General features: G+C 60.9%; 23 protein-coding genes. 22 read left to right on the top strand and 1 reads right to left on the bottom strand.

Annotation, left to right across the window (positions count from 1 at the left end; genetic code table 11):
• Position 1: 1 nt before the first annotated feature.
• The 12 genes from NKJ12_RS22785 (at position 2) to NKJ12_RS22730 (ending at position 11,811) form a co-directional block, all read left to right on the top strand.
• Positions 2 to 757 carry a phage terminase large subunit family protein gene (locus NKJ12_RS22785; protein ID WP_352705238.1) on the top strand — a complete coding sequence of 252 codons (756 nt, stop codon included), beginning with the start codon at positions 2 to 4 and terminating at the stop codon, positions 755 to 757.
• Between the two features lie 498 nt (positions 758 to 1,255).
• Positions 1,256 to 1,774, top strand: a complete 519-nt coding sequence (locus NKJ12_RS22780; protein ID WP_352691834.1) for a helix-turn-helix domain-containing protein — start codon at positions 1,256 to 1,258, stop codon at positions 1,772 to 1,774.
• Positions 1,758 to 2,078, top strand: coding sequence for a DUF3467 domain-containing protein (locus NKJ12_RS22775; protein ID WP_352691833.1), 321 nt, complete (start codon positions 1,758 to 1,760; stop codon positions 2,076 to 2,078). The genes NKJ12_RS22780 and NKJ12_RS22775 overlap by 17 nt, the downstream gene beginning before the upstream one ends.
• Positions 2,079 to 2,425: 347 nt before the next feature.
• Complete coding sequence (locus NKJ12_RS22770) at positions 2,426 to 3,019, top strand: hypothetical protein (RefSeq protein WP_352705237.1); 594 nt, start codon at positions 2,426 to 2,428, stop codon at positions 3,017 to 3,019.
• A gap of 466 nt (positions 3,020 to 3,485) precedes the next feature.
• Complete coding sequence (locus NKJ12_RS22765) at positions 3,486 to 4,649, top strand: acyltransferase family protein (protein ID WP_352705235.1); 1,164 nt, start codon at positions 3,486 to 3,488, stop codon at positions 4,647 to 4,649.
• Between the two features lie 180 nt (positions 4,650 to 4,829).
• Positions 4,830 to 6,581: a portal protein gene (locus tag NKJ12_RS22760; RefSeq protein WP_352705233.1), complete on the top strand. Its 1,752-nt coding sequence runs from the start codon at positions 4,830 to 4,832 to the stop codon at positions 6,579 to 6,581.
• Positions 6,578 to 6,898 (top strand): Bbp19 family protein, encoded by a 321-nt coding sequence (locus NKJ12_RS22755; protein ID WP_352475515.1) that lies wholly within the window; start codon positions 6,578 to 6,580, stop codon positions 6,896 to 6,898. The genes NKJ12_RS22760 and NKJ12_RS22755 overlap by 4 nt, the downstream gene beginning before the upstream one ends.
• 271 nt (positions 6,899 to 7,169) lie before the next feature.
• Positions 7,170 to 9,659 carry a hypothetical protein gene (locus NKJ12_RS22750; RefSeq protein ID WP_352705231.1) on the top strand — a complete coding sequence of 830 codons (2,490 nt, stop codon included), beginning with the start codon at positions 7,170 to 7,172 and terminating at the stop codon, positions 9,657 to 9,659.
• Positions 9,659 to 10,087 (top strand): hypothetical protein, encoded by a 429-nt coding sequence (locus tag NKJ12_RS22745; protein ID WP_352475513.1) that lies wholly within the window; start codon positions 9,659 to 9,661, stop codon positions 10,085 to 10,087. Before NKJ12_RS22750 ends, NKJ12_RS22745 begins: the two co-directional genes overlap by 1 nt.
• 795 nt (positions 10,088 to 10,882) lie before the next feature.
• Positions 10,883 to 11,071, top strand: coding sequence for a hypothetical protein (locus tag NKJ12_RS22740; protein ID WP_352475512.1), 189 nt, complete (start codon positions 10,883 to 10,885; stop codon positions 11,069 to 11,071).
• A 174-nt stretch (positions 11,072 to 11,245) separates the two neighbouring features.
• Entirely contained in the window at positions 11,246 to 11,545 is a 300-nt protein-coding gene (locus NKJ12_RS22735; RefSeq protein ID WP_164759187.1) for a DUF7716 domain-containing protein, read from the top strand.
• Positions 11,546 to 11,553: 8 nt separating this feature from the next.
• Positions 11,554 to 11,811: a hypothetical protein gene (locus NKJ12_RS22730; protein WP_352691822.1), complete on the top strand. Its 258-nt coding sequence runs from the start codon at positions 11,554 to 11,556 to the stop codon at positions 11,809 to 11,811.
• 170 nt (positions 11,812 to 11,981) lie between these two features.
• Here NKJ12_RS22730 and NKJ12_RS22725 read toward each other — a convergent pair whose 3' ends face one another.
• Positions 11,982 to 12,296 carry a YMGG-like glycine zipper-containing protein gene (locus NKJ12_RS22725; protein ID WP_352687421.1) on the bottom strand — a complete coding sequence of 105 codons (315 nt, stop codon included), beginning with the start codon at positions 12,294 to 12,296 and terminating at the stop codon, positions 11,982 to 11,984.
• Positions 12,297 to 12,546: 250 nt separating this feature from the next.
• Between NKJ12_RS22725 and NKJ12_RS22720 the strand changes: the two genes are divergently transcribed.
• From NKJ12_RS22720 to NKJ12_RS22675, 10 genes are all read left to right on the top strand, one after another.
• Entirely contained in the window at positions 12,547 to 13,119 is a 573-nt protein-coding gene (locus NKJ12_RS22720; RefSeq protein ID WP_352705229.1) for a hypothetical protein, read from the top strand.
• A gap of 218 nt (positions 13,120 to 13,337) precedes the next feature.
• The gene (locus tag NKJ12_RS22715) at positions 13,338 to 14,246 is read left to right on the top strand and encodes a hypothetical protein (RefSeq protein WP_352687425.1); all 909 of its coding nucleotides are present in this window, start codon (positions 13,338 to 13,340) and stop codon (positions 14,244 to 14,246) included.
• Between the two features lie 24 nt (positions 14,247 to 14,270).
• Positions 14,271 to 15,260, top strand: coding sequence for a Coat protein (locus tag NKJ12_RS22710; protein ID WP_352687427.1), 990 nt, complete (start codon positions 14,271 to 14,273; stop codon positions 15,258 to 15,260).
• Between the two features lie 207 nt (positions 15,261 to 15,467).
• Entirely contained in the window at positions 15,468 to 15,719 is a 252-nt protein-coding gene (locus NKJ12_RS22705; RefSeq protein WP_352687429.1) for a hypothetical protein, read from the top strand.
• A gap of 287 nt (positions 15,720 to 16,006) precedes the next feature.
• A complete protein-coding gene (locus tag NKJ12_RS22700) occupies positions 16,007 to 16,609 on the top strand; it encodes a phage connector family protein (protein WP_352687431.1) in 603 nt (200 codons plus the stop codon).
• A complete protein-coding gene (locus NKJ12_RS22695) occupies positions 16,606 to 19,062 on the top strand; it encodes a phage tail protein (RefSeq protein ID WP_352705227.1) in 2,457 nt (818 codons plus the stop codon). The genes NKJ12_RS22700 and NKJ12_RS22695 overlap by 4 nt, the downstream gene beginning before the upstream one ends.
• A 197-nt stretch (positions 19,063 to 19,259) precedes the next feature.
• Positions 19,260 to 19,919, top strand: coding sequence for a hypothetical protein (locus tag NKJ12_RS22690; protein WP_352705225.1), 660 nt, complete (start codon positions 19,260 to 19,262; stop codon positions 19,917 to 19,919).
• A gap of 2 nt (positions 19,920 to 19,921) precedes the next feature.
• Complete coding sequence (locus tag NKJ12_RS22685) at positions 19,922 to 20,413, top strand: hypothetical protein (RefSeq protein ID WP_352644935.1); 492 nt, start codon at positions 19,922 to 19,924, stop codon at positions 20,411 to 20,413.
• Positions 20,413 to 22,941 carry a hypothetical protein gene (locus NKJ12_RS22680; RefSeq protein ID WP_352705223.1) on the top strand — a complete coding sequence of 843 codons (2,529 nt, stop codon included), beginning with the start codon at positions 20,413 to 20,415 and terminating at the stop codon, positions 22,939 to 22,941. The genes NKJ12_RS22685 and NKJ12_RS22680 overlap by 1 nt, the downstream gene beginning before the upstream one ends.
• Positions 22,941 to 23,375, top strand: a complete 435-nt coding sequence (locus NKJ12_RS22675; protein ID WP_352705221.1) for a hypothetical protein — start codon at positions 22,941 to 22,943, stop codon at positions 23,373 to 23,375. Before NKJ12_RS22680 ends, NKJ12_RS22675 begins: the two co-directional genes overlap by 1 nt.
• The last annotated feature ends 24 nt before the right edge of the window (positions 23,376 to 23,399 follow it).

The raw sequence follows: 23,399 nt of genomic DNA, 5'->3' as shown, positions 1-23,399 counted from the left end.
AATGACCCGCCACGTCACCTTCATGACCATCGACGACGCCGAGCATTATACGCCGCAGCAGCGCGCCGAGATCATTGCCGCCTATCCGGCGCATGAGCGCGAGGCGCGGGCCAAGGGCATTCCGGTGCTCGGCTCCGGCCGCATCTTTCCGGTGGCCGAGGAGCTGATCGCCTGCGAGCCGTTCCGGCTGCCGCGCTACTGGCCGCGGCTCGGCGCTCTCGATTTCGGCTGGGACCATCCCTCGGCCGCGGTCGAGCTCGCCTGGGACACGGAAGCCGATGTCGTCTATGTCACGAAGGCCTGCCGTGCCTCGCAGCAGACTCCCGCCATGCAGGCGCTGACGTTGAAACCATGGGGCGAATGGCTGCCATTGGCATGGCCGCGCGACGGCCGCCGCGAGACGCTGGAGGGTGCCGGCACCGCGCTTGCCAGGCAATATTCGGCACATGGGCTTAACATGCTCGCCAGCCATGCGCAGTTTGCCGACGGTTCGGTCTCGGTCGAGGCCGGGCTGATGGACATGCTCGACCGCATGCAGAGCGGCCGCTTCAAGGTGTTCTCGACGCTTCTGCCCTGGTTCGAGGAGTTCCGGCTCTACCACCGCAGGAACGGCCAGGTGGTGAAGCTGCGCGACGACCTGATGGCCGCGACACGGTATGGCGTGATGATGCTGAGAGAAGCGCAGGTCGACCCGGCGATATTCAAGGCGGCGCGGCGGAAGGCCGGGCAAGCCGATCCGCTGGGGGCGTTTCGGTGAGCATGTGAACGATAGCCTTGTCGCGGTTGAGGAGTGGCAAACTGCAACCCTAGGCTAGCGCTGAATTCAAATCGGATATAATAAAAAGACGATAACGGCGACTCGGCAGAGCGTTGCAAAAAATAATATTTTTGTTATATATTCAATGCCAGCATGGACGATCTTGGATTATGTGGAGCCTCCGGGCAGGAACTTCGTAGCCATTTGGCTCGGGGGGCTGCCTGTCGATGCCCAAGCCGCGATCGCATCCCGACTCTTAGCTATGGAAGGGATGGAAGTGTGGTCGGATAAATGGGCCACAAAACTGGTAAATTGGAACGGGCTTGTCGAATTGAGGGTGGGATTCAAAGGGGTCCAATATAGGCCTCTCGGTGTGTATCAGCCGAATCGAAGGTTCGTTCTTTTTGGGTGGTGCGGTAGAGAAGGGTAACGAAATGCCTCGTCGCCACCTTGAATCGGCTGACAGGCGAAGAAAGCAACTGTTGAAGGATCCGACACGTGCAAAACCACACGAGTTCTAGGCTCTCGCGTCTTTGGGAGAAGTTTCAAAATAAGCTGTATCGGGAGGCTTTTGCCAGCGCTCAAATCTCCAACACCATCGCCGCCCAGATTTCTGCCATCCGGGAGGATCGCGGCTGGACACAGTCCGATTTGGCTGCGGCAACTGGAATGGCTCAGTCGAGAATATCGCTTTTGGAAGACCCATCTTATGACAGGGTAAATATTACAACCTTAAAAAGGATCGCGTCGGCTTTCGATGTAGGGTTGGCAGTTACGTTTGTGCCGTTCAGTGGCGTGCTCAAGCAGGCCATCGATGATCGAGATAAACGATTTTCAGTACAGTCTTTCGCTGAAGATATTTGTCCCAATGTGGCAAGTGAAAATTGGTATGCAAAAGCAACCGTACACCATGCTGTAGGATCAAATATGGCGATCTCGGCCACAGTCGGAGCGGGATCAAAGGCAGCAGTTAGAATCATAAACTCCGAAGGTAACGCTCGTGTCTACGCAGGTTAACAAAAAATCTAAAGATTTCAGATACGTATATGCAAACGCATACGTTATTCAGGTAACTGGAAATGACTTAATCATTCGCTTTGGGATAAATGAAGATGCCAGTAAGCAAGATGATATTTTGGAAGAGGTAGGAATATTTGCCACGCTGCCATCAGCAAAGCTACTGGCAGAAGTGTTGACAAAAACTATAAAGAAATTTGAGGATGACAATAAGACGGTAATCCCTATCTCTAGGGAGAAGATTGATAATATATTCCAAAACATGGTCATTAATACTGCAAGTCCGCTGAGGAAGCCAAAATAGACTACGCTTTCCGGTTGCTCGTTGAGTTCAACTACAAAGAACGGCTGCCTGTTTGCTCTCTGCCGACGGAAACGTCCCTCATCATCCCCTCATGGCTGTCCGGATCACCCGCTTTGGGCGGCCGCCCAGGGTCGGGAGGCCCAACAGATTGCTGAAAGCTCACGCATTCAGTGGCTATCTGACAGCAGTTGACATCGAAAATGGCGCGTTGGCATTCACCAAGTAGGCGTTGATCGGGATCGAAGCGTGCGCTTCCAGCGGCCGCGGCGAAACGAATACTGCCGGGCAAATTCGCCGGCTCGCCTTCCAGCAAGAAAAGGTAGGCAGGCCATGGCCTATTCTCCCGCATGACTGTCCGCATCATCCCCGCCACTTTGCGCGACCTCAGCTACATCGCCGCCAACCTCCGGCCCGAGGACCGCGCAGAGATCGACTGCCAGTTCGACGCATGGTCGCCGGCTTTGCTGGCGATGACGGCACTGCAGGGGTTTGCCCATGTCGCCGAGCTCGACGGCAATCCGGAGGCCGGCTTCGGTGCTGCCGAGCAGCGCAGCGGATTGTGGATCGCCTGGAGTTGGGGCACTCGCCGCATGAGGCGCTGCGTGCCTGCTATTACGGAGTTCTTTCACGCGGTGCTCGGGCCGGAGGTTGCCGCGCGCGGCGCCTGGCGGGTCGAGGCCCGCGCCTTGGCCGCCAACGGTTTGGCGCTGCGCTGGCTTGCCCGGCTGGGCGCGACGCAACGCTGCCGCCTGCCGGGCTATGGCCGGAACGGCGAGGACTTTCTGCTCTACGACTGGACAAGAAGCTCTCACTTTGGAGAAAACCATGTGCCTTTTTCAAAAGCCGCCGGCGCTGAAGCCGTTGGCGCCGACACCGACCATTGCCGACAAGGACGTGCAGGCGCGCGAAGCCGCTTTACGGGCTCAGCTTGCGGCCAATGATGGCACTGCAGGAACCGTGAAGACCGATTTGTCGCCCGGCGACCTCACCGGCCAGCGCCGCGTGCTGCTGGGGGTTTGACATGGGCGCCATGAGAAGAGTGTTCCGCAACCGGGTGCTGGCGTGGTGGTACTGGCGCCGGCACGCAAGGTTGGCGAAGAAGCGGTGATGCTGCCAATCTCCCCACTCGTGGGGGAGATGCCCGGCAGGGCAGAGGGGGCGCTATCCCGCCGCCTCGGTGATCAATTTGCAATTACCGCCATCGGCTCATTCCGGTGGGAACGAAACTGAGCTTGGCGTTCCTTCGCGCCCCCCTCTGGCCTGCCGGCCATCTCCCCCACGAGGGGGGAGATCGCAGCTTCCGCGTTTTCCGTAACAGCCGAGCGCAATTCGTGTTCCTTCCGCACGGTTGACATTCCTTCCTCAGCCGCCATGCTGCAATGCAACATGGCTATCGAGGAGTCCGGCATGACAGAAGCCCGGTCATCGCGCATCGAGTGCCTAGACGGGCTTCGGGCGCTCGCCGCGATCTGGGTGCTCATCGGACACTGCCTGCTGTTGACCGGCTGGCATATTCCTATTCTCGGCGAGCCGGATCTCGGCGTCGACCTCTTCATCATGCTGTCCGGTTTCCTGATGGTGTTCCACTACCAGCTGCGCCAGGACAAGGAGCCCTGGCAAAGGCCGGAAACCTGGCTGAAGTTCTGGACCCGCCGCTATTTCAGGATTGCGCCGCTGTTCTACGTCATGCTGTTCGCTGCCCTGGCGCTTGGCCCCTATCTCTACCAGTCCAGGATGGTCATCGACGAGTTCCTGCTGCGGTCGCCGCAGGCGCCCGAGCGTTATCTCGACGGCGGCTTGAAAAACATCGGCGCCCATCTGCTGTTCCTGTTCGGCCTGGTGCCGAATTTCGCCTATCGCACGCCGCTGCCCGACTGGAGCCTTGGCTTGGAGATGCAGTTCTATGCAGTGTTCCCGGCGATTATGCTGCTGGTGCGCAGGCTTGACTGGATATGGAGCGGTATCCTGGTCGCGGCGATCGGCAGCGCGATCGTGTTGTTGATGGGACAATTGTCGGTGCATTTTCCGATGCCGTCGTTCCTGCCGCTGAAGATGCAGATTTTCCTGTGCGGGATGCTGCTGGCGGGCGTCGTCCATCAAGGGCAAAAGCGGCCTTTCGTGCATCTGACATTGGCCATGGCTCTGGCCGCGCTGCCCTTCGGCGGCGGCTACGGGCTTGGCAAGTTTTTGATGCGCGAAGCGCTCGTCGTGGGTTTCTTTGCCCTGGTTCTCTACCGGATGCTGCCGGGAATAGCGGGCATCATGGCCAGAAAGATCGCCATGACGCTCGCCAACAGGTTCTTTCATCTGATGGGTGAGCTTTCCTTCAGCATCTATTTGATCCATCTGCTGGTTCTCCAGCCGGCGGCGGCTCTGGTTATCACCCAGTTCGGCCACGAATTGTCGGCGCCGCTGCGCTTCGCGATCGTTGTTGTCGTCGTCTTACCGGTGGTGTGCCTGCTGTCCTGGATCACCTATACGCTGATCGAAGTGCCCGGCCAGAAGATGGGACGTTTCGTGGTGCAGCGCTTTGGGCGCAAAGCCGCGCTGGAGACGACGCCGGCGGAATAAGGCGCTTCCAATCTCCCCGCTTGAGGGGGAGATGTCGCCGAAGGCGACAGAGGGGGTCGCCGATCCACGCGAGACGACCCCCTCTGTCCTACCGGACATCTCCCCCTCAAGTGGGGAGATTGGCAGCTTCGGCGTCCCGCCGTTTTCTTTTTCAATCAATTCCATCAAGCGAGGCTGACCATGAGCGATTCCCGTGCTCGCGATATTCTGTCGCGACAGGCTGAACTGGAGAGCGAACGCAGCCAGTATGAGCATGTCTGGGAGGCGGTGTCCGAATTCTGCGACCCCGATGCGCCCGACATGTGGAGCGGCCGCCGGCAGGCCGGCGCGGACTCGCAGGCCGAGCGGCAGGAGCGGCGCGGTGCGCGTGTCTACGCCAATACCATCAACTCGGCCGCCAACCGGCTGGCCGCGGGGCTGGAAAGCCTGATCATCCCGCAGTCGGAGAAATGGCATGGGCTGTCGACCGCGGCAATCAATGACGAGGAAACCGACGAGGAGAAGGAATGGGCGGAAGCGCTGCGCGATTTCCTGTTTTCGCTGCGCTACTCCGCCAATTCGAACTTCGTGCCGGCAACGCAAGCCTGCCTGCGCAATGTCGTGCGTTACGGCCCGGCCTATCTTTATGCCGAGGAGGGTTTTGGCGGCACGCTGATCCGCTATGCCTCGATCCCCGTGGTCGAAGGCTATCTCTCGCGCAACCGCTGGGGCCAGGTCGATATCTTCCACCGCCGCTACGAGCGCACCGCAAGACAGGCGGCGCAATTGCTCGGCTACGACAGACTGCCGGCGCGGATCAAAGTTCTGGTCGACGACCCCGCCAAATGCGAGACAAAAATCTCGCTGATCCAGTGCATCCAACCGCGCGACGAGCGCAAGATGTACAGTCTGAGCGGCTCCTACCAGTATCTCGACACGGCGTTCGCGTCCTATCATGTGATCGAGGACGAGGAGGCGATCGTCAGGGAAAGCGGTTTTCGCTCCTTCCCGGTATCGTGCTTCAACTGGCGCCGCTATGAGGGCGATCCCTACGGCATCTCGCCAACCATCGAGGCACTGACGACGGTGCGCGAAGAGAACGCCGTGCGGCGCTCCGGCCTGCGCGCACTTCAGCAGATCACCGATCCGGCGACCGCCTCCAAGGCGCGGCTCGACTATGTGCCGGTGCTCAATCCCGGCGAGAACTATCCCGGCCTGATCGACGATGCCGGCCGGCCGCTGATCGCGCCTATCGTCACCGGCCAGAACCCGACCTATGCCTTCAATTATGCCGACAGCCGGGCCGAGGAGATCCGCGACATGATGTTCGTCAATTTGTTCCAGACGCTGGTGCAGAATCCGCAGATGACGGCGACCGAGGCCTTGATCCGGCAGGAGGAAAAGGGCGCGCTGCTCGGCCCCTCCGGCTCGATCATCCAGGCGGGTTTTGCCAGCAATCTCGACCGCGAGCTGGGTATTCTGGAAGACAAGGGACTTTACGAGGAAGACAGCCGCTTCCTGCCGCCGGCGAGCCTCGCCGGCAAGGCGCTGCGGCCGACCTTCACCGGCCCGCTCGACGTGCTGCGCCGCTCGGCCGAGGCACGCGACACCATCCAGGTTGTCACCACCGCCATACAGATGGCGCAGTTCGATCCCGGCGTGATGGACAACATCGACGGCGACGAGGCGCTGAAGATCGTGCAGAGTGCCGGCCGCAGCCCACAACGCATCTTCCGCCGCCAGGACGAGGTGGCGGGCATTCGCGATGCCAGAGCCAAGGCGCAGCAGGCGCAGGCCGGCATGGCGGCGGTCGCCACCGCCGGCAAGGTGGCCAGGGATGCAGTACCGGCGGCCGTGCAGGCGCGCGACAGCGGCCTGCTCGATGGGCTCGGCGGGCGGATGCCGCAGGGCGGTGACGTGCAGAGTGGCGACGTACAGGGTGGCGGGGCATGAGCCAAAAACGCTTCGCCCATTCCAGCCAGGCCGGCGGCCCGGCCAAGGCGCGGGATGCGCTGGCCAAGGCCTATCTCAGAGTGTTCTCAGGCCAGGACGGCGAAATGGTGCTGGCTGATCTAGCCAGCGTCACCGGGTACTACCGCCGCCCGTCCTACGGCGAATGGCTGGCCAAGACCAAGACGCCGAACGGCTTCGAGCTGCACAGCGCGCTCAGCAACGCGCGGGCCGAAGTGGTGCAGCACATTATGGGGTTCTTGACGCTGGACGAAGCGCAGCTGGCGGCGCTGGAGAAGGCGGCGCGGTTGGAAGGGTAGCGGGCTTAGGACCGGCGGCCTTGCCACAGTCATGGCCTGCTCCGACCGATCGTTCGCGGGAGTCCGCGAGCCCGGCCAACTCATAAGGGAATGACAATATTTTGCCGAGGCATTTAGCCGACGGCGCAGACCGCCAGCATCTTCAGTGCCGGCGACACTCTCATTGGCGACCTCTCCAAAATTCATGACCCGACGAAGGCGGCGGCACGGGGCCGGCGCGCGGCAGCGCCGCGCCACGATCCCCGGCGCGCTCATGGCAGGACACAAATAGATGGCGACCATACCTCTCCAGCTTGCCCAGCGCCGGCTCGATGCCGGCAATGTGCTCTCCTATCCCGAAGGATCGCCGGTCGGCAGGGCGATGCAGGGTTTTGGCGACGAGCTCTCTGCCGTCGCCGAACGCTACCAGCAGCAGAAGCAGCAGGAGGAGGCGTTCGACGCCGACCTCGCGCGCCGTCGGTTCAACGGCCAGATCGGGCAGGCGGAAGACGAGGTGGCGGCAAACGCGCCGGCCGATGGTGCCGGCCTGCATGACGCGATGTATGGCCAGGTCGATCCGCGCACCGGCCGGATGATCAAGACCGGCCTTTTCGACACGCTGTTCGCCGATGCCCTGCCGAAAATGCCCGAAAGCCAGCGCGCCAATTTCGCCAGGCAGAAGGAGGCATTGCGCGAGGCCGGCTCACTACGGATGGCTGCGAGGCAGCTTCAGCGGCGCGACGAATATGAGCAGGCCGAGTGGACCAAGGTCGACAACATCTCAACCAGTGCCATCGCGCAAAGCAACCCCAAGGACACCGAGAACTTCGACGCGATCCGGCAGAACGGCTTTGACCTAATCGCCAAATTCCGCAACCCGCTTGCCCGACAAGCGGCGGAAGTCGCCTGGCGCAGCAATACGGCCAAGGCGCTGATCCAGGCGATGATCGCCCAGGACCCGAAACGTGCTGCAGAGATGCTGGGTGCCGCGCAGGCTGGAAACCGAACTAAGGACGACACCACCGAAGTCGTTGGCGGCTCCAGCGCCTTTGGTGCGCCCAATGCGGCGGCAGCGAAGGGTGACCGCGTCGGCATGCAGACCCCGGATGAAAGGTTGGCGCAGGCGTTCAGGGACGACCTTCCGCAACAGGAACAGGCAGCGCTGATCCGACAGGCGCAGGCGGCCAACATTGCTCAGCAGGTTGAGTTTCGCACCAACATTGGTCTCGCCGAGCAGAACGCGCCGGGCGCCATCGCACAGACTGGCGCCTATTCCGGCAAGATGCCTGGTCGGGACGCCTTCATCGCTGTCTATGGCGTCGAGGAGGGCGGCAAGCAGTACGGGGATTTTGCCAGAAAGATTGATGTTGGTCGTCAGGCCTTCGGCATGCGCACCATGCCGAACCAAGCAATCCATGCGGCGCTACGCGATGCCGAACCTGGTCCTGCAGGTTCCCAAGGGGAGCAGGCGCGGTATCACGTCACGGCCGCCGCCGCGCTTCAGACGCTGGACGCCAGACGGACGGACCCTGCCGCATACGTTCGCAAGGTCTTTCCGAGCGTCGACGCAGCCTGGAGCGAGATCACCACTCCCGACAGCGAGTCATGGAATCGTGAAGGAGGGCCGGACACCTACGACCGAGGAACTTATGTCCGAGCAATCGCCGCTTCAGTTGCAGCACAAAAGCAACTGGGCATCGAGAACTATCAACCTTTCCCATGGTCTGTTCTCAAGAACATCGCCACGACATTCAAAGACGGGAGCGTGCCACAGGCGGACAAGCACACCATCCTGTACAGCCTCGTTGGTGGGGCGTCCGATCCAGAGGTCCGAGCAGCCTTATCCCAACAGCTCGTCCAAGCCGGGCTTCCTCAATCGGTCGAAAGCCAACCGGCTAGGCCCGTTGTTGCACCTGTGATCGCCGGGAAGCAGAATCAACCGCCTGCTCCTTCAAACCGCAGGAAGCCTCAATCGAAACTGGAACTCGCCGCGGAGGACTTCGGCGACTACCTCACCGAAGGTTTTGAAGGCCTAGGCCGAGCCCCGCACGACATTGGGCTGTTTCTTCAGGATCTGCGCGACGATCCTTTGGACGCGCTCAGTCAACTGCCGGTCACTTCTGCCTCCGGATTAGCTGCAGAGGGCAGCCTGGCGTTCGAGTCACTCGGCCAAGCCGTTGCAAAAGGACTGGCCATTGTCCGCGCCGGGACGGGCAAGTTTGCCAAGCCGTTAGAGGAGCTTACGGCCGGTGGGTCGCGGGCCACATCAGAACTCGCCGTTGAGGGAGCGGCGGTTCGCCAGACGACCGAGGTTGAGTCTCGTGCAATAAATGCAGCAAAAGAGGCCGCTTACCTCTTGAGCACCGGCGTCAAGCCTGACAAGGCTGAGCTTCTTGCGATAATAAAGTCGATCGCCAGAGACCCCTCTAAGATTAGGCATCCGGGAGCATCGTTTGGCAAAGCTCTTTCAAAAAATTACCGCAAAACATTTCTTGATGCGAACCCGAATCTAAAGGGAGAGGTTGTCGTCCATCACGCTGCAGAGCAACAGATATGGACCAGATATCCAAGCCTTGTTGCTGAAGATGAGATGCACTCTCTTCAAAATCTTCGCGGCATACCAAAAGGATTAGATAACCTTTTGCACAAGATCGTTTTCCGATTCGAATGGGATAAATTTTATGCGTCGCACCCCCAGCCAACGCGTCAGCAGGTGCTGGACTACGTGACTTATATCGACAAACAATACGGACATCTGTTCAATCCTCCAATAGGTGAGTGATGCAATATTTTTACATATGGCCGAACGTCGCTGGTGGACTTGGTGAAAACACCGTTCTTGACTCGAGTGTCCATCCGCCAATCGTGACCAAGCTTCACTACGTTATAGAGGGCTGGTTTGGCGATGTGATCGTTACGACGTTCCCGTGTTACCTCGTCACCGAAGACACCCAGCGCGCACTGCAAAAGATGGGTTTTTCAGGCGCGACGTTCGCCGACGCCGAAGTGACAACATCCGAAGAGTTTCATGAGGATCAACCTGGGCAGGAACTTCCACCCTTCGTCTGGCTTAAAGTGAATGGCAAGGCCGGCCGGGACGATTTCGGGATCGCAGCGGACTATCGCCTCGTCATCTCGAAACGCATTCTTGATTTGCTGGAATCATTGGGAATACCGTTTGCTGTCATCGAGCCTTACGATGGTAAGTAGCAATGAGGTTGGGCTTTCATTTTTTTGATCCTCATTAGGTGAATGGTGGACTATTTTTACATAAAGCCCAATGTCGCCGGCGGAATAGGCCGTGGCACCATCATGGACACAAGCGTTCACCCCCTGTTGTGAGCAAACTCACCTACCAGATGGAAGGATGGTTCGGCGATGTTATCATTGCTGGCGATCTGCGTGTGGTCATATAGAGCGTGTGCTGAATCTACTCGACCGCTTTGGTATTCCGTCAGCGACGATTGAGCCCTACGACGGTCGGTAGTGCTATTGTTGCCATAGTTCGCGCCGTAGTGGATGTGCATGAAATCAATCCAGTGAAGTTTGGCGGCAGTTCACCGACAACAGGGGTATGCCGTGGTGGAACCAGTTGCTGAGCGACCTGGGACGATAGCAATGGGACATATTTAACTGAGGGACATTCGACGCACCGGCTGAATCCGCAGTCGTCGACGGCCTGTCCGCACGGTTGGGAGTCGTGCTGCCAAGGATTACATGATTTCCTCAAAGAGCATAATGGAGGCGAAGGTTTCATCGGCAATAACTATACTATTTTTTTAAAGCCGAAGAACTGGCTGACTTCAACCGCGGATATGAGGTTGAAAAATATGAGCCAGGCATCTTCTTATTCGCATCTGACGGAGGAGGTGAAGGCTATGGCTTCGACACTGAAGATGCGGCCATGCGAATCGTACGCATCCCATTCATAGGTATGAATCGGCAATCCGCTGAGACGATAGCGCGTGACCTCGCCGATCTATTTGCTCGGTTGGTGGACTGAAAATGCCCGACCAAAATAGATATTTACGCCCCAAGGGCATGGAGCTGTTTGAGATCGGCGATCCAGTCAGTTTGGAGAATAAGATCTGGTTGACCAGACAAGGGCATTTTGAGGCGGTGCGCTACTGGAATCGAGCTATCGGGATTCTGCTTAAGGCGGCGCCGGAGAAAGCGGCACCGGCGGATGGGTAGGGTGCGGGGAGCACTGACCTTGCGGAGGCCATGACGCTTTCGGCCGATCATTGTGCAAGTTTACGAACCCGGTGTAATGCAACTCGTCCCTAGATCTCAACATGATCGAGGGAGTATCTTCCAGAAAGCACTGCATCCGAATGGCCGAGGAGGATTTTCCCTATGGGGAAAAAAATGAAGTTGCTGGATATCGTTGGGCGGTTGTCGGAATTTGACGAGGAGGACCCGGTCTACGCAGCGGAGCCCACAATCTACGCGGCGGAGCCTTGGACAGAGGATTCAGACGCGATGGTTCTGCCTCAGCAGGATGGGGTGTTGGTACCACCCGAGGCAGCTAAAGAGGGCCTGGCATACTTTCTCGAAATCAACCTTGCGATCGAGATTACCGAGGCTTTGGTTGCATCGCAGAAAGAAAAGCCAAGCATTTCTGCCATCTGCGAACGGGTTATTTATTATGCCACCTATGATGCGTGAAAGGTTAAATGTTGACTAACCCACGTTATGACGGACAGCCGCTGCTTAGGCTGCTCGATGTTTATGTGCTCTGGGCGATCGGAGAACTTTCTCAAGAGTCGGAGGATGGCTTGAAAAGGATGGCCCCCAAACTGCAATCTATCTATGGCGGCGAGGGACAATGGCATGACGCAATTGCCCAGGCTATCCACATACCGCAGGGGATGCCGGCAGCAATCCGGGATATGTGGCAAGGAATCTCGAAATCGCTCGCGTCAATGGCGTAACCCTCCACCCCAGAAATTTGCCGAGATGTTCGTGGACGAAAATTTCGTGGATTGAATGTTCTGCATTGATTGGAATTGCTGTTATGGCTGGCGCCTACGGCGCCCCGCTGTCCTGCCGGACATCTCCCCCACGAGGGGGGAGATCGGCTGCCGCCGGCGCTTCGTTACGCTCAATAATTACCGTTATAATAACGGTCGTCGCAGGGCGCGGTGTAGATGCGGCCGTAGCGATCCTGATAGCGGCAGAGCTGTTCGCCGCGCGGTTGCGGGGTGGTGGCGTTGCCGACGACCGCACCGAGCAGGGCGCCGCTGGCTGCACCGATAACCGTGCTTTTGGTGTTGCCGCCTATGGCCTGGCCGGCGAGCGCACCGGCGCCGGCGCCGAGCAGCGCACCGGTGCTGGTTCTCTGCTGTGCTTCGGTCTGCGCGCAGCCTGCCAGCGCGGCGGTTACGAACATGGCGGCAATGGCTCTGGATACGGTCATCGTCTGATACTCCCTTGAAGTCTATGAACTAATACGCAGGCTGATTTTGCCAAGTAGGGTCGCATTTGCGGCGGAACATAGGCACCGTGCCTCACGAAATAAGACATGGTTGTTTTTGTCTGACGGCCGGAGACGACGGCTCGGCAAGACGATGCCCAAACGAGACTAATCTTTGACGGCCCATGTGCCCGATCTGCTTTTTCTACGCAGCGGCTAACTCTTCCTCAAATCCCAAAAATGGAGAAACCAAATGACCCGAGGTCTTGCCCGGACGCTTTCGCGTGCCGCCGCCAGAGAAGCCGGCCTTGCCCCGCCCAGGGCCGGACTTTCCGCCAGGACGAGCGGACAGGGCGGCACCTACCGCACGGTCTTTTCATTCAATGCCATGCCGGTGCCGGTCACCGATGCGCAGGCCTTTGCCAGCCAGAAGCTGTTCGATTTCATCGATGGCAAGATCCGTATCAAGGGCGGTACGGCCCGGCTGCAGTTTGCGGTGCTGACTACCCGCGCGTCGACCATCAACGACAATGCCGCGCTGACCTGGTCGCTCGGCTCGGCGGCAGGGTCGAGCGCTGTGCTTGCCGGAACCATGGTCAATGTGCTGGGCGCGACCGGCCGCACGCTGGATGGCGCCGGTGCCGCGCCGTCGAGCGCGTCGATTGCCGATGTTGCCGCAGCCTTGACGCTCGACGGCACCGTGACGCCGGTCGACCTCTATCTCAATCTGGCGTTTGCCACCGGCACCGACATCGATGCCGACGGCACGATTGCCGTTACCGGCACGATCACGCTGCTCTGGGAGAACTGGGGCGACAATGCGTAGGCGCTAATCTCCCCCCTCGAGGGGGAGATGTCGCCGAAGGCGACAGAGGGGGTCGGTTCGACCGGGCGCGACCCCCGGCGACAGATGAGGTCGGCGCTCCACGCGCGGCTACCCCCTCTGGCCTGCCGGCCATCTCCCCCTCGAGGGGGGAGATACCAAGTTTCACCGCCAGTGCTCTCATCACCGGCCTTCAAACTCTCAGCAAAAGGAATCTTCTCATGACAGATCTGGCAGACGCCGGGTCCGTGGTGGCGGCGCCACCGGCGGGCAACCTTGCACGGCCACCGGCCAACGGGGACAACGGGTCCGCCCCGCCTAAGGCCGCAAGCTGGTTTGACGGTCTTTCCGAAGGCAACCGCAAGCTCGCTGAAACCAAGGGCTGGACCAAGCCTGAAAGCCTCGATCGGGTTTTCGCCTCCTATGCGGAGCTGGAGCGGCAGCAGGGTGAGAGCCTGCGCGTTCCGGCAGCCGATGCAGCCGCGGAAGACTGGAACAGGTTCCATGCCCGGCTGCCCGAGGCGATGCGTCCGCTGACCTCGCCCGACAAGGTCGAGTACCGGCGCCCCGACGGGCTCCCCGAAAACTTCGCCTATTCGGACGAGCTCGCCAATGCGTCCAAGGCCTGGGCGGTCGAGGCAGGTGCTACCCCGAAGGTTGCACAGGCCTATCACGACCGCTTCGTCGGCTACATGGCCGAGCAGGCCAAGGCACAGCAAATCGCCGTTGCCCGCTCGGTCGAGACTACGCACGACGACCTCGTGCGGGATTGGGGACCGACCGGGAGCGATGGCTTTCGCCAGAAGCTCGAGGTCGCCAACCGGGCGATGAAGAAGCTCGGCCTGGTCAATGCCTACAAGGCGAAGGGCATCCTTCTGCCGGACGGCGCCTTGACCGACCCGCAGATCGCCAAGGCGTTCCACGCTATCGGCGAGGCGATGTTCCGCGAAGACACGATCGACGGCAATGCTGCCTTGAGCGGAGGCAACCCCTTCAAGCGCAATGCCGCCGGCGAGCGCAACCTGACTGGCATCTCGGCCCTGGTCAAAAGCGACCCCGCCCGCGCCCGGCGGCTGGCACGCGAGGCCGGCGAAAACCCCGACCTGTGGATGCCCAACAACCCTCTTTGACCCCAAACCTGAAGGAAGACAAAAATGGCAGACGCCTACACCCGTATCGCGGACGCGATCGTTCCGTCCGTCTACGCGCAATACTCGTTCGAGGAGCACGTCCAGTCGCTGGAGATTTACCAGGCCGGGATCCTGTTTTCCGACCCGTCGATCGCCTCGAAGCTCAGCCTGGGCGGTCGTTCGGTCGACATGCCCGGCTGGAAGGACCTCGGCAACGATCCCTCCGAGCCGGTCAATGACGACCCGGCCGACTCGATCGAGATGAAGAAGATCGGCGCGCGCCGCGAAGTCGCGGCCCGCAATGTGCGTGCGCAGGCCTGGGGCATCCCGGACCTGACCTCGATCCTTGCCGGTGACGATCCGCAGAAGCTCATCGTGCGTCGCCAGACCGACTACTGGCAGCGCGCCAACAAGCTGACGCTGCTCGGCATCCTGAAAGGCGTGCTGGCCGACAACATCGCCAATGACGCCGGCGACCTGGTGCGCGTCACCGGCGCCTCCATCGTCGACACCGACATCATCGAGGCCGCCTATCTGATGGGCGACCGCGCCGACAAGTTCAAGACGATCTGGATGCATTCGAAACAGATGAAGGCGCTGAAACTCGCCGACCTCATCGACTATGTGCCGTCGTCCGAGCAGGGCGGGCCGCTGATCCCCTATTACATGGGGCTGAGGGCCGTCGTCGATGACGACATTCCGGTTGCCGGCGGCGTCTACACCGCGTTCATGTTCAAGGACAAGGCGATTCTGTGGAACGAGCTGCCGGTAAACACCGAAGGCGGGCCGCTCGAGTTCGACCGCAAGCCGCGGCAGGGCCATGGCGGCGGCGTCACTGAAATGGTCGGCCGCCGGCATTTCGTGCCGCATGTGCCGGGCACCCGCTTTCTCGACGCGTCCTCGGCCGGCGAATTCGCCACCGATGTCGAGTTGGCACTGGCGGCAAACTGGGACCGCACGGCCTCGAGCGTCAAGCACATGACGTTCATCGCGCTGAAGACGACCGAGTCCTGATCGGCGAAGGGGCGGGCGTCCGACGTCTCGCCCCTTCGGGACGCCAGGTCGGCCACTGTGGCGAATCCCAAGTTCACCCGCCGCGCTGCGTCAGAGTGATGTGAATTTGGGGTTCGCTACAACATTCATGTTGCCCTCTGGTCAATCGACGGCACCAAACAGTTACAAGAAAGGGCGATGCTGCCTGTCTCGGCAAGGGAGGTAACTATGAACATGAAGTACAAGACAGTTCAGGAAGTGCTCCGAAAAGCGGGCATTGTCATGAGCAAGAAGGGGAACGTTCATCGCATAAACTTCTTCAGCGGTCTGGAAAACACCGCCTACTACACACCAAGTCTTCAGAATGCCCTGGACAAGGGCTTGGCCATGGCAGGAGGTGCCGGAAGGGTGAAATCAGGCGCCTTTGTCAAGTCAGCCGAAACAGGGCAGTGGATCGCGACCAGCGCACGCGTCGGCTGACACAATCAAGGCAAGACATCGCCGCGTTGCGCGGCGGTGTCGTGAAACTGCAATAGCCCAAGCATTGCCGTCTTCCTTGCTCGATGGGAAAAGACGACTGACGAAGCGTCTGCCACGCCATTTCCTGATGGGCGGTTGGTGGCGTGACGGCCTCATGCACGAGACGTGCAACATCTGCCCAAGCCACAAATCACAAGAAATCCCCAGCCGCCTCGAAGCGGCCTTTTTGCCGTGGAGGCACCATGTCCCGTTTTCCCCGACCAATCACACAGCCGGAGGCCTGAGCCATGGCCATCACCCCGCTCGACATCGCCAACATGGCGCTCGCCGTGCTCGACGAGGCGCCGATCGACAGCCTCGACCAGGACGCCAAGGCGGCGCGCCTGCTCAATCTGCATTTCGACCTGACCCGCGAGGCCGAATTGACCAAACATGCCTTTGTCTTCGCCATCCTGGCAGCCTCGGTCGCCGGCTTCGACACCGGCAGCGGTGCTGGCACGCTGAACTTTGCCTATGAGCTTCCCGCCGATTGCCTGCGGCCCTTGCCGCTGACGGGGAATGGCGAGCCGGACGGCGTTCCGCTCTCATGGCGGCAGGAGGCCGGGCTGATCTATTCCGATCAGGCCGGCCCGCGCATCATCCGCTATGTCGCCAACCTGACCGACCCGAACGACTGGGATGCGCTGTTCAGCGAAGTGATGGTGGCGGCGCTCGCCGTCAAGATCGCGCATCCCTTGACCCACAAGGCCGGCATGATCGACGTCGCCCGCAGCGCCTATGAGAGGGCGCTGGATGCCGCCTACTCGGCCAATGCCATCCAGCGCGGGGGCAGATTTTGCAGATCCTCCTGGGCTCTCCAGCGCGGCGACAACAGGTTCGTCGGCCGATGACCACGCTCTATCCGGTCCAGGACGCTTTCATCCGCGGTGAGATTTCTCCCCGCTTGCATGCTCGCGCCTCGCTCGAGCTTTACCGGGCGGCGCTGTCGAAATGCACCAATTTCGTCACGCTGCCGCATGGCGGCATCAGGAAGCGCGGCGGCACGTATTTTTGCGCTGAGGTGAAGGCTCCGTCAAAGGCGACACGGCTGATCCCGTTCATCTTCTCGGCCGACCAGGCCTATGCGCTCGAATTCGGCGATCTCTACATCCGCGTCTATGCCTATGGTGCGCGTGTCGGCACGGTCGAAGTCGTTTCGCCTTATCTCGAGGCCGATCTGTTCGACCTGCAATTCGTCCAGTCGGCAGACCAGATGTGGATCACCCACAAGGATCATCCGGTCAAAGTGCTGACGCGCACCGCGCACACGACCTGGACGCTCGCCGATTTCGTCTTTCTCGACGGCCCATACGACAAGATCAACACCACCGCCACGACGTTGACACCGGCCGCAACCGGCAACGCCATGCCGGTCATGGCCTCGAATACGCTGCCAAGCGGCACGGTCAGCAACAGCAACGGCTCATCCGACGTGTGGCAGGTGTTCGATGGCGACAAGCAGAAGGGAGAGAATATAGCGGGCTTTCCGAGCGGGTATCTGCGCTACCAGTTCGGCGGCGGCGGGACCAAGACGGTCGACGCCTACTGGATTACCGCCACGAATGATCACTCAGACACTGCATCGCCGACCCAGTGGCAATTCCAGGCCTCGCACAACGGCACCGACTGGACGACGCTCGACAGCCGGGACGGAGAGACCGGCTGGTCCAAGTCGGAAACCCGCTTCTTCGACGGCTTCAACAACACGGTTGCCTACGAATATTATCAGCTGCTGTTTTCAGGTGGCGGCAGCGACGGAACCGCTATCGCCGAACTGGCGCTGCACGAATACGCGCCGTCGCAAACGCCGTTCGATCTTTCGGCATCCTCGATCGTCGGCATCAATGACGGCATCGGCTTCCAGACCAGCGATATCGGTCGCGCCATTCGTCTGCTTGGCGCGGATGGCTTCTGGCGCTGGGCCAAGGTCGTTGGCCGGCCCAGCACGACGGTAGTCACGGTCCAGTTATACGGGCACGCTCTGCCCGATCTCAGCCCGATCATCCGCTGGCGTCTCGGCACGTTCGTGCCCGGCAAGTACGTCCAGAGCGGTTCGCTTTACGAGGAGCGTCTGGCGTTCAGCCGCAAATTCTCGGTCTATGCCTCGCAAACCGGCGATTTCGACAACTTCGCCACCGGTGAGAAAGACACCGACGCGCTGGAATTCGTGCAGGCAGGTGGCGGTCAGGCCAATGACATTACGTGGGTGGCGGAATCGGACGGTGCGCTGATCATCGGAACGCTTGGCGGGGTGAGGGCCCTGTCGGGCTCGGGCATCGACGAGGCGCTGACGCCGTCCTCGTTCAAGAACCGCCGGTCCCGGACTTTCGGTTGTGCCCCGCTGCGTCCCGTCGATGCCGGGCAGTCGTTCCTCTATGTGACCCGCTCCCGCAAATCGATCGCCGAGCTGACGCAAAACGCCACCGGCCGCTTCACCTCGGATGATGTCGGGCAGATTTCCGAGCACATTCCGAAGAAAGGCGTCGTTGAACTCGCCTTCCAGACCGACCCCGACCCGCTGCTGTGGTTTCCGCTCGGGGATGGCGAGCTCGGCGGCTACACGCACCAGCCGTCGCAAGACGTTCGCGGCATGCATATCCACCAGATCGCCGGAAGCTTCGCCGGATCGAACTGGGCTGTTGTCGAAAGCGCCGTGGTGACGCCCGGCCAGGACGGCAACGACGATCTCTGGCTGATCGTCAAGCGCACGATCGGCGGCGTGACCAGGCGCTATATCGAAATAAAGACCGCGGCGTTTGAGTATGGCGTGATCGAGGATGCATTCGAAATCGACTGCGGCCTGACCTATGACGGCGTCGCTGTCGGCACGGTCTCAGGGCTTGGTCATCTCAACGGCGAAACAGTCGACGCGCTTGCCGATGGCAAGGTCTACAAGGGCCTTCTAGTGGCGGCTGGCGCGGTTTCGTTGCCCGGTGGAGCTACGGCAGTCACATGGCAGGTCGGGCTCGGCTACCAGTCCGAAGCCAACACGCTGGAGCTCGATGTCGGCGGCCGCGACGGATCGATCGTCGGGCGGCGCAAGAAGGTGGCCAAGCTCATTCTTTCGCTGCTGGAAACCGACACAACCGGGCTTCAGGTCCAGTCGTTCATCCGCGGCCGCTGGGAGCAGGTTCGCATCCCGTCCGTGGTTGCACCCGACGGCATGGCGAAATTGTTCACCGGCAATGTCGAGGTGCCGATCGACGATAGCTGGGAAGGGCAGGGGCGGGTGCGCATTCGTCATGTCAACCCGACGCCCTGCACGATCAGGGCGATGACGCCGGTGTTCGACGCCGAGCCTTAGTTAATCTCCCCCTCGAGGGGGAGATGTCGCCGAAGGCGACAGAGGGGGTCGGCACGTCCTGACGCGGCCTCCCATCGCGAATTGAAGGGGTTGGCGCTCCACGCGAGACGACCCCCTCTGGCCTACCGGCCATCTCCCCCTCGAGGGGGGAGATCACCTCTCTGTCCTCCATCGCTTCCCCAACCAAGGAACCTACCGTGACTCAAATCCCCCATGCCGAGCAACTCGGCAAGGCGCGGACGGCTGCCGATTTCGCTGCCATCCGCGCCTTGCTCGACACCGACCTCAACAATGCGATCGCCCGCAAGCAGGAGCTGCAACAGGCCGAGGATCGCGCGATTTTCGGCGAGGGCGACCTGGCAGCAGCCCGTGCCGCATTAGACGACTGCAACGATGCAATTGCGCTCGTCGAGAGGACCATCGCGGCAGCGGACAAGCGCCGCATCGCCGCCGCCCGAAGCGAAGCCCGCGTCGACATTGAAGCGCTTGGCGCCGAGATCCGAACAAAGGCGGCTTCCCTCGGTGAGCGCTGGAAGAGCGTTCACGAGCTGATCGAGCAGCTGCGCCAGGAGCTGTTCGCGGCCGATGCCTTGAGCCGAGCCGTCACCGCCGCCAACGGCCTTTTCGATGCCGACGGCGCCGTCGACCTGAAGGTCAACCTGACCACCATCCGGCGCACCGCCATGGCCGGTCCTCGCGCCACCACACCATCGCGTCTCAGCCGTCCGGCGATCCAGGCGGACCGACTGCTTTTGTCCTTCCTCAGCCCCGGCGGCGTGCTCGACCGGCGCCCCGCGATCGGCGCACCGGTCGACGGCATCAACAGCAAATTCATTCCCGCCGGCGAACGAGGCTGACCATGTGCACACTAGCTCTTATCGGTACGGCGCTTTCCGTCGGCGGCGCGCTGGCGGAAGGCCAGCAGTCCAAGCAGATGGCCGACTACCAGGCCAAGGCCTATGAACAGCAGGCGCGGGCCGACGCCCAAAGCTCGGCCTTCGAGCAGGGCCAGGAGCGCCACAAACAGGATCTCCTCCAGGCTCAGGCGCGTGCCCAGGCCGGCACTTCGGGCGTCGCCATTTCTGGTTCCCCGACCGAGGTGCTGACGGCCAATGCCAGGCAGGGCCAGCTCGACCTCAAGGCGATCCAGTACGGCTCGCAGCTGCGCCAGAACGGTCTCGCCACGCAAGCGGCGATCGCGCGCTTTTCCGGCAAGCAGGCGGTGGGCGCCTCGATCTTCAAGGCCGGCGGCAGCCTCGTGTCGGGCATCTCCGGCCTCTACGACCCGGCCAAGACGGTGACGTTCGGCAGAAGCGCCTTCCCGCCGGCGCCGGGTGGAGGCCTCTACTGATGGCCACCATCCCGCTCCAGCTTGCCCAGCGCCGCCTCGACACCGGCACTGTGGCCTCCTATCCCAACGGCTCGCCGGTGGGCGCCGCCATGCAAGGCTTTGGCGACGAGTTGTCGGCGATTGCCGAACGCTTCCGGCAGCAGAAGCAGCAGCAGGATGCGTTCGACGCCGGCATTATCGGCCGCGAGCTGAACGCACGCATAGCGCACGCCGAGGCCGTGGCGGTGCAGACCGCGCCGGCCGACGGCGGCGGCCTGCACGACTTCATGTATGGCCAGCTCGATCCGCGCAGCGACGGCGTCGTCAAGCCCGGCCTATTCGACCAGATCTTCGACGACACCGCGGCGAAAGTGCCGCAGGGCGAACGCGCGAATTTCCTCGCGCAAAAGCAGGCGTTGCGGCTGGCCGGCTCGGCGCGCATGGCCGCGCAGCAGCACGCGCGGCGCCAGACCTATGAGCAGGCCGAGTGGAGCAAGGTCGAGCAAATCTATACCAGCTCGATCGCGCAAAGCGACCCGAACGACACAGAAACATTCGAGGCGATCAGGCAGAGCGGGCTCGACCTGATCGGCAAGATGGGCAACCCGCTTGCCCGGCAAGCGGCCGAGGCCGCCTGGCGCAGCAACACGGCAAAGGCGCTTGTCCAGGCGATGATCGCCCAAGACCCGAGGCGCGCCGCCGGGATGCTGGGGACTGGGCCGGTCTCAACGGACGGCAGGACTAAGGACGATATCATCGAGGCTGTGGGCGGACCTCGGGCGAGTGGGTCTGCCACACCGGTTACGTCCCGTGACCGCGTAGGCAAGCTTACGCCGAACGAAAGAGTCGCGCAGGCTTTTCGGGACGACATTCCGTCCGAAGAGCGGCCAGCCTTGGTGCGGCGAGCCCACGCTGCCGATGCGACACGGCAAATCGGCACACGTATCAGCATTGGCCTAGCCGAGCAGAATGCGCCGGTCGCCATCAGGGACACCGGAACCTATTCCGGCCCGATCCCAACGTCGGAACAGTTCGTCGCTCTCTATGGCGCCACCGAGGGCGCCAGGCGCTTCGAGGCGTTCAACAGGACCATCGACGTCAGTCGTCATTTCCACGACATGCGCGACGTTGCGAACAACGCCGTGCGAGCCATGGTCAAGGACGCCGACCCCGCGGCAGACAGTGCAGCGCCGGAAGAGGACAAGGCGCGGCACGACGCTATCGCCACCGCCGCGGACCTGACGTTCAAGGCCAGGCGGGCCGACCCCGGCGGCTATGTCCGGGAGGCATTCGCGAACCTTGATGCGGCCTGGAGCAACCTGTCGACGCCGGGAGACTATCAGGCGGCGATCATTGGCTCCCTCGCCGCCCAGCAACAGTTGGGTTTTGAGACCGCCCAGCCGCTACCCAACTCCGTTGCTGAGGACATTGTCGGCAGACTCAAGGCCCAGCCGCAAGACCAGACCGCAGAGCTGCGCAATGTGTTCGCCGCACTACCGAATCAAGTCGCGCGCGAAGCGGTACTGAACCACCTGCTTCAGACCAGCGTATCCCAAACGGACAACAGCATCGCGGACAGGTCGTTCCGGGCAGCTGTAGTCGACCCGATGATGCTGCTCGATTTGGCCAACACTGTCGAGCCAGGACGATCGGGAGCAAACGCGGAACTCACCAACTACCTCCCGACGAATCAAGAGTGGCTCGGGAAATTGATAGCCGGCGACAGTGAGCGGGGGAGCCTAGGGCGTCTTCTCGCGCAAAAACTCGTGGGCTCCGATGGGCTTGGCGAAGACAGCATCTCGGTGGCCGACTTCACGCCGTTGGGGACGTCATTTGCACTGGAGAAGGCTGGAAATGCAGCGCTGGAGGGCAACTACGACGAAATACTGCTCAATGCCGCGGGCGCAATTCCTGGCAATAGGTTGGCGGCGGTGGCCCTGGAACGCGCTGCCGCGAAGATTGCCAAGCCATGGGTAGAGAAACTCCCAATATTTTCGAGGCTGCCAACTGGCCTAGCCGAAGGCGGCGAGGCGCTTGTTCATGGTGTAGATGCCGAAACCCTTAGACATCAGCAAGCGCTTGCGCGCTCGGTCTCGCCACCAAGCCCACGCCGGAAGGCGCGAGCCGGTGAAATGTCCGATAGTGCCTTTGATACCGCGTTACTAGGTGCGATGCTTGCTAGGGATACGTCCAAAGTTAAACATGCCGAGGCGAAGGTTGGGTGGTCTCCATTCAAGGACTATCGAAAAACCTTTTTCGACGCGAATCCTAGTCTCAACAAAAGCGACTACATAGTGCATCATGGCGTCGAGCAGGGAGTTTTTAAAAGGTATCCCGGGCTTTTTACAGAGCAAGAGCTGCATTCAATCGAGAATCTTCGCGGAATCCGGAAAGAGTTCGACATAAATTTGCACCAGAAGGTAATTCGGAACGAGTGGGAATATTTCTACAAGAACAACCCTCACGCTACCCGCCAGAAGGTCCTTGACTATGTTACTGAAATCGACAAGAAGTATGGACATTTGTTCGATCCACCAATAGGTGACTGATGAGATACTATGACATTCTGCCCGATGTGGCCGGTGGATTGGGTGACGGCACTATCATGGATACCAGTGTCCACCCTCCTATCGTGAGCAAGCTTGTGTACCAGATGGAGGGATGGATCGGTGATGTTCTTATAACAAGCTTTCCATGTTTTCTCGTGACGGAAGAGGCCGCGCACGCATTATCAAAAATCGGCTTCACCGGAGCGGCATTCGCCCCTGTTGAAGTCATAACGTCCGAAGATTTCCGCGAACAGCAGCCCGAGGTAGAGCTTCCATCTTTCGTGTGGCTGAAGGTGAGCGGGAAAGCGGGTCACGATGACTTCGGCATCGCCAAGAATTTTAACCTCGTCTTATCGGAGCGAGTCTTCGATGTGTTTGATGAACGAGGTCTCCCTTCCGCTACGATCAAACCGTTCCACCTTCCGCAAGAGTAGGTTAGGCACCGTCAGATTGATCGG

Source organism: Mesorhizobium sp. M0195, from assembly GCF_040322115.1.
Taxonomy (GTDB): Bacteria; Pseudomonadota; Alphaproteobacteria; order Rhizobiales; family Rhizobiaceae; genus Mesorhizobium.
This window is presented reverse-complemented; position numbering and strand designations above follow the sequence as displayed.

Coding starts and splice junctions, on each gene's coding strand:
- NKJ12_RS22680 (WP_352705223.1), top strand. CDS start 20,413: ATGGCCACCATCCCGCTCCAGCTTGCCCAGCGCCGCCTCGACACCGGC.
- NKJ12_RS22735 (WP_164759187.1), top strand. CDS start 11,246: ATGAAGTTGCTGGATATCGTTGGGCGGTTGTCGGAATTTGACGAGGAG.
- NKJ12_RS22710 (WP_352687427.1), top strand. CDS start 14,271: ATGGCAGACGCCTACACCCGTATCGCGGACGCGATCGTTCCGTCCGTC.
- NKJ12_RS22740 (WP_352475512.1), top strand. CDS start 10,883: ATGCCCGACCAAAATAGATATTTACGCCCCAAGGGCATGGAGCTGTTT.
- NKJ12_RS22700 (WP_352687431.1), top strand. CDS start 16,007: ATGGCCATCACCCCGCTCGACATCGCCAACATGGCGCTCGCCGTGCTC.
- NKJ12_RS22705 (WP_352687429.1), top strand. CDS start 15,468: ATGAACATGAAGTACAAGACAGTTCAGGAAGTGCTCCGAAAAGCGGGC.
- NKJ12_RS22695 (WP_352705227.1), top strand. CDS start 16,606: ATGACCACGCTCTATCCGGTCCAGGACGCTTTCATCCGCGGTGAGATT.
- NKJ12_RS22765 (WP_352705235.1), top strand. CDS start 3,486: ATGACAGAAGCCCGGTCATCGCGCATCGAGTGCCTAGACGGGCTTCGG.
- NKJ12_RS22785 (WP_352705238.1), top strand. CDS start 2: ATGACCCGCCACGTCACCTTCATGACCATCGACGACGCCGAGCATTAT.
- NKJ12_RS22715 (WP_352687425.1), top strand. CDS start 13,338: ATGACAGATCTGGCAGACGCCGGGTCCGTGGTGGCGGCGCCACCGGCG.
- NKJ12_RS22770 (WP_352705237.1), top strand. CDS start 2,426: ATGACTGTCCGCATCATCCCCGCCACTTTGCGCGACCTCAGCTACATC.
- NKJ12_RS22725 (WP_352687421.1), bottom strand. CDS start 12,296: ATGACCGTATCCAGAGCCATTGCCGCCATGTTCGTAACCGCCGCGCTG.
- NKJ12_RS22750 (WP_352705231.1), top strand. CDS start 7,170: ATGGCGACCATACCTCTCCAGCTTGCCCAGCGCCGGCTCGATGCCGGC.
- NKJ12_RS22685 (WP_352644935.1), top strand. CDS start 19,922: ATGTGCACACTAGCTCTTATCGGTACGGCGCTTTCCGTCGGCGGCGCG.
- NKJ12_RS22745 (WP_352475513.1), top strand. CDS start 9,659: ATGCAATATTTTTACATATGGCCGAACGTCGCTGGTGGACTTGGTGAA.
- NKJ12_RS22720 (WP_352705229.1), top strand. CDS start 12,547: ATGACCCGAGGTCTTGCCCGGACGCTTTCGCGTGCCGCCGCCAGAGAA.
- NKJ12_RS22760 (WP_352705233.1), top strand. CDS start 4,830: ATGAGCGATTCCCGTGCTCGCGATATTCTGTCGCGACAGGCTGAACTG.
- NKJ12_RS22730 (WP_352691822.1), top strand. CDS start 11,554: ATGTTGACTAACCCACGTTATGACGGACAGCCGCTGCTTAGGCTGCTC.
- NKJ12_RS22675 (WP_352705221.1), top strand. CDS start 22,941: ATGAGATACTATGACATTCTGCCCGATGTGGCCGGTGGATTGGGTGAC.
- NKJ12_RS22755 (WP_352475515.1), top strand. CDS start 6,578: ATGAGCCAAAAACGCTTCGCCCATTCCAGCCAGGCCGGCGGCCCGGCC.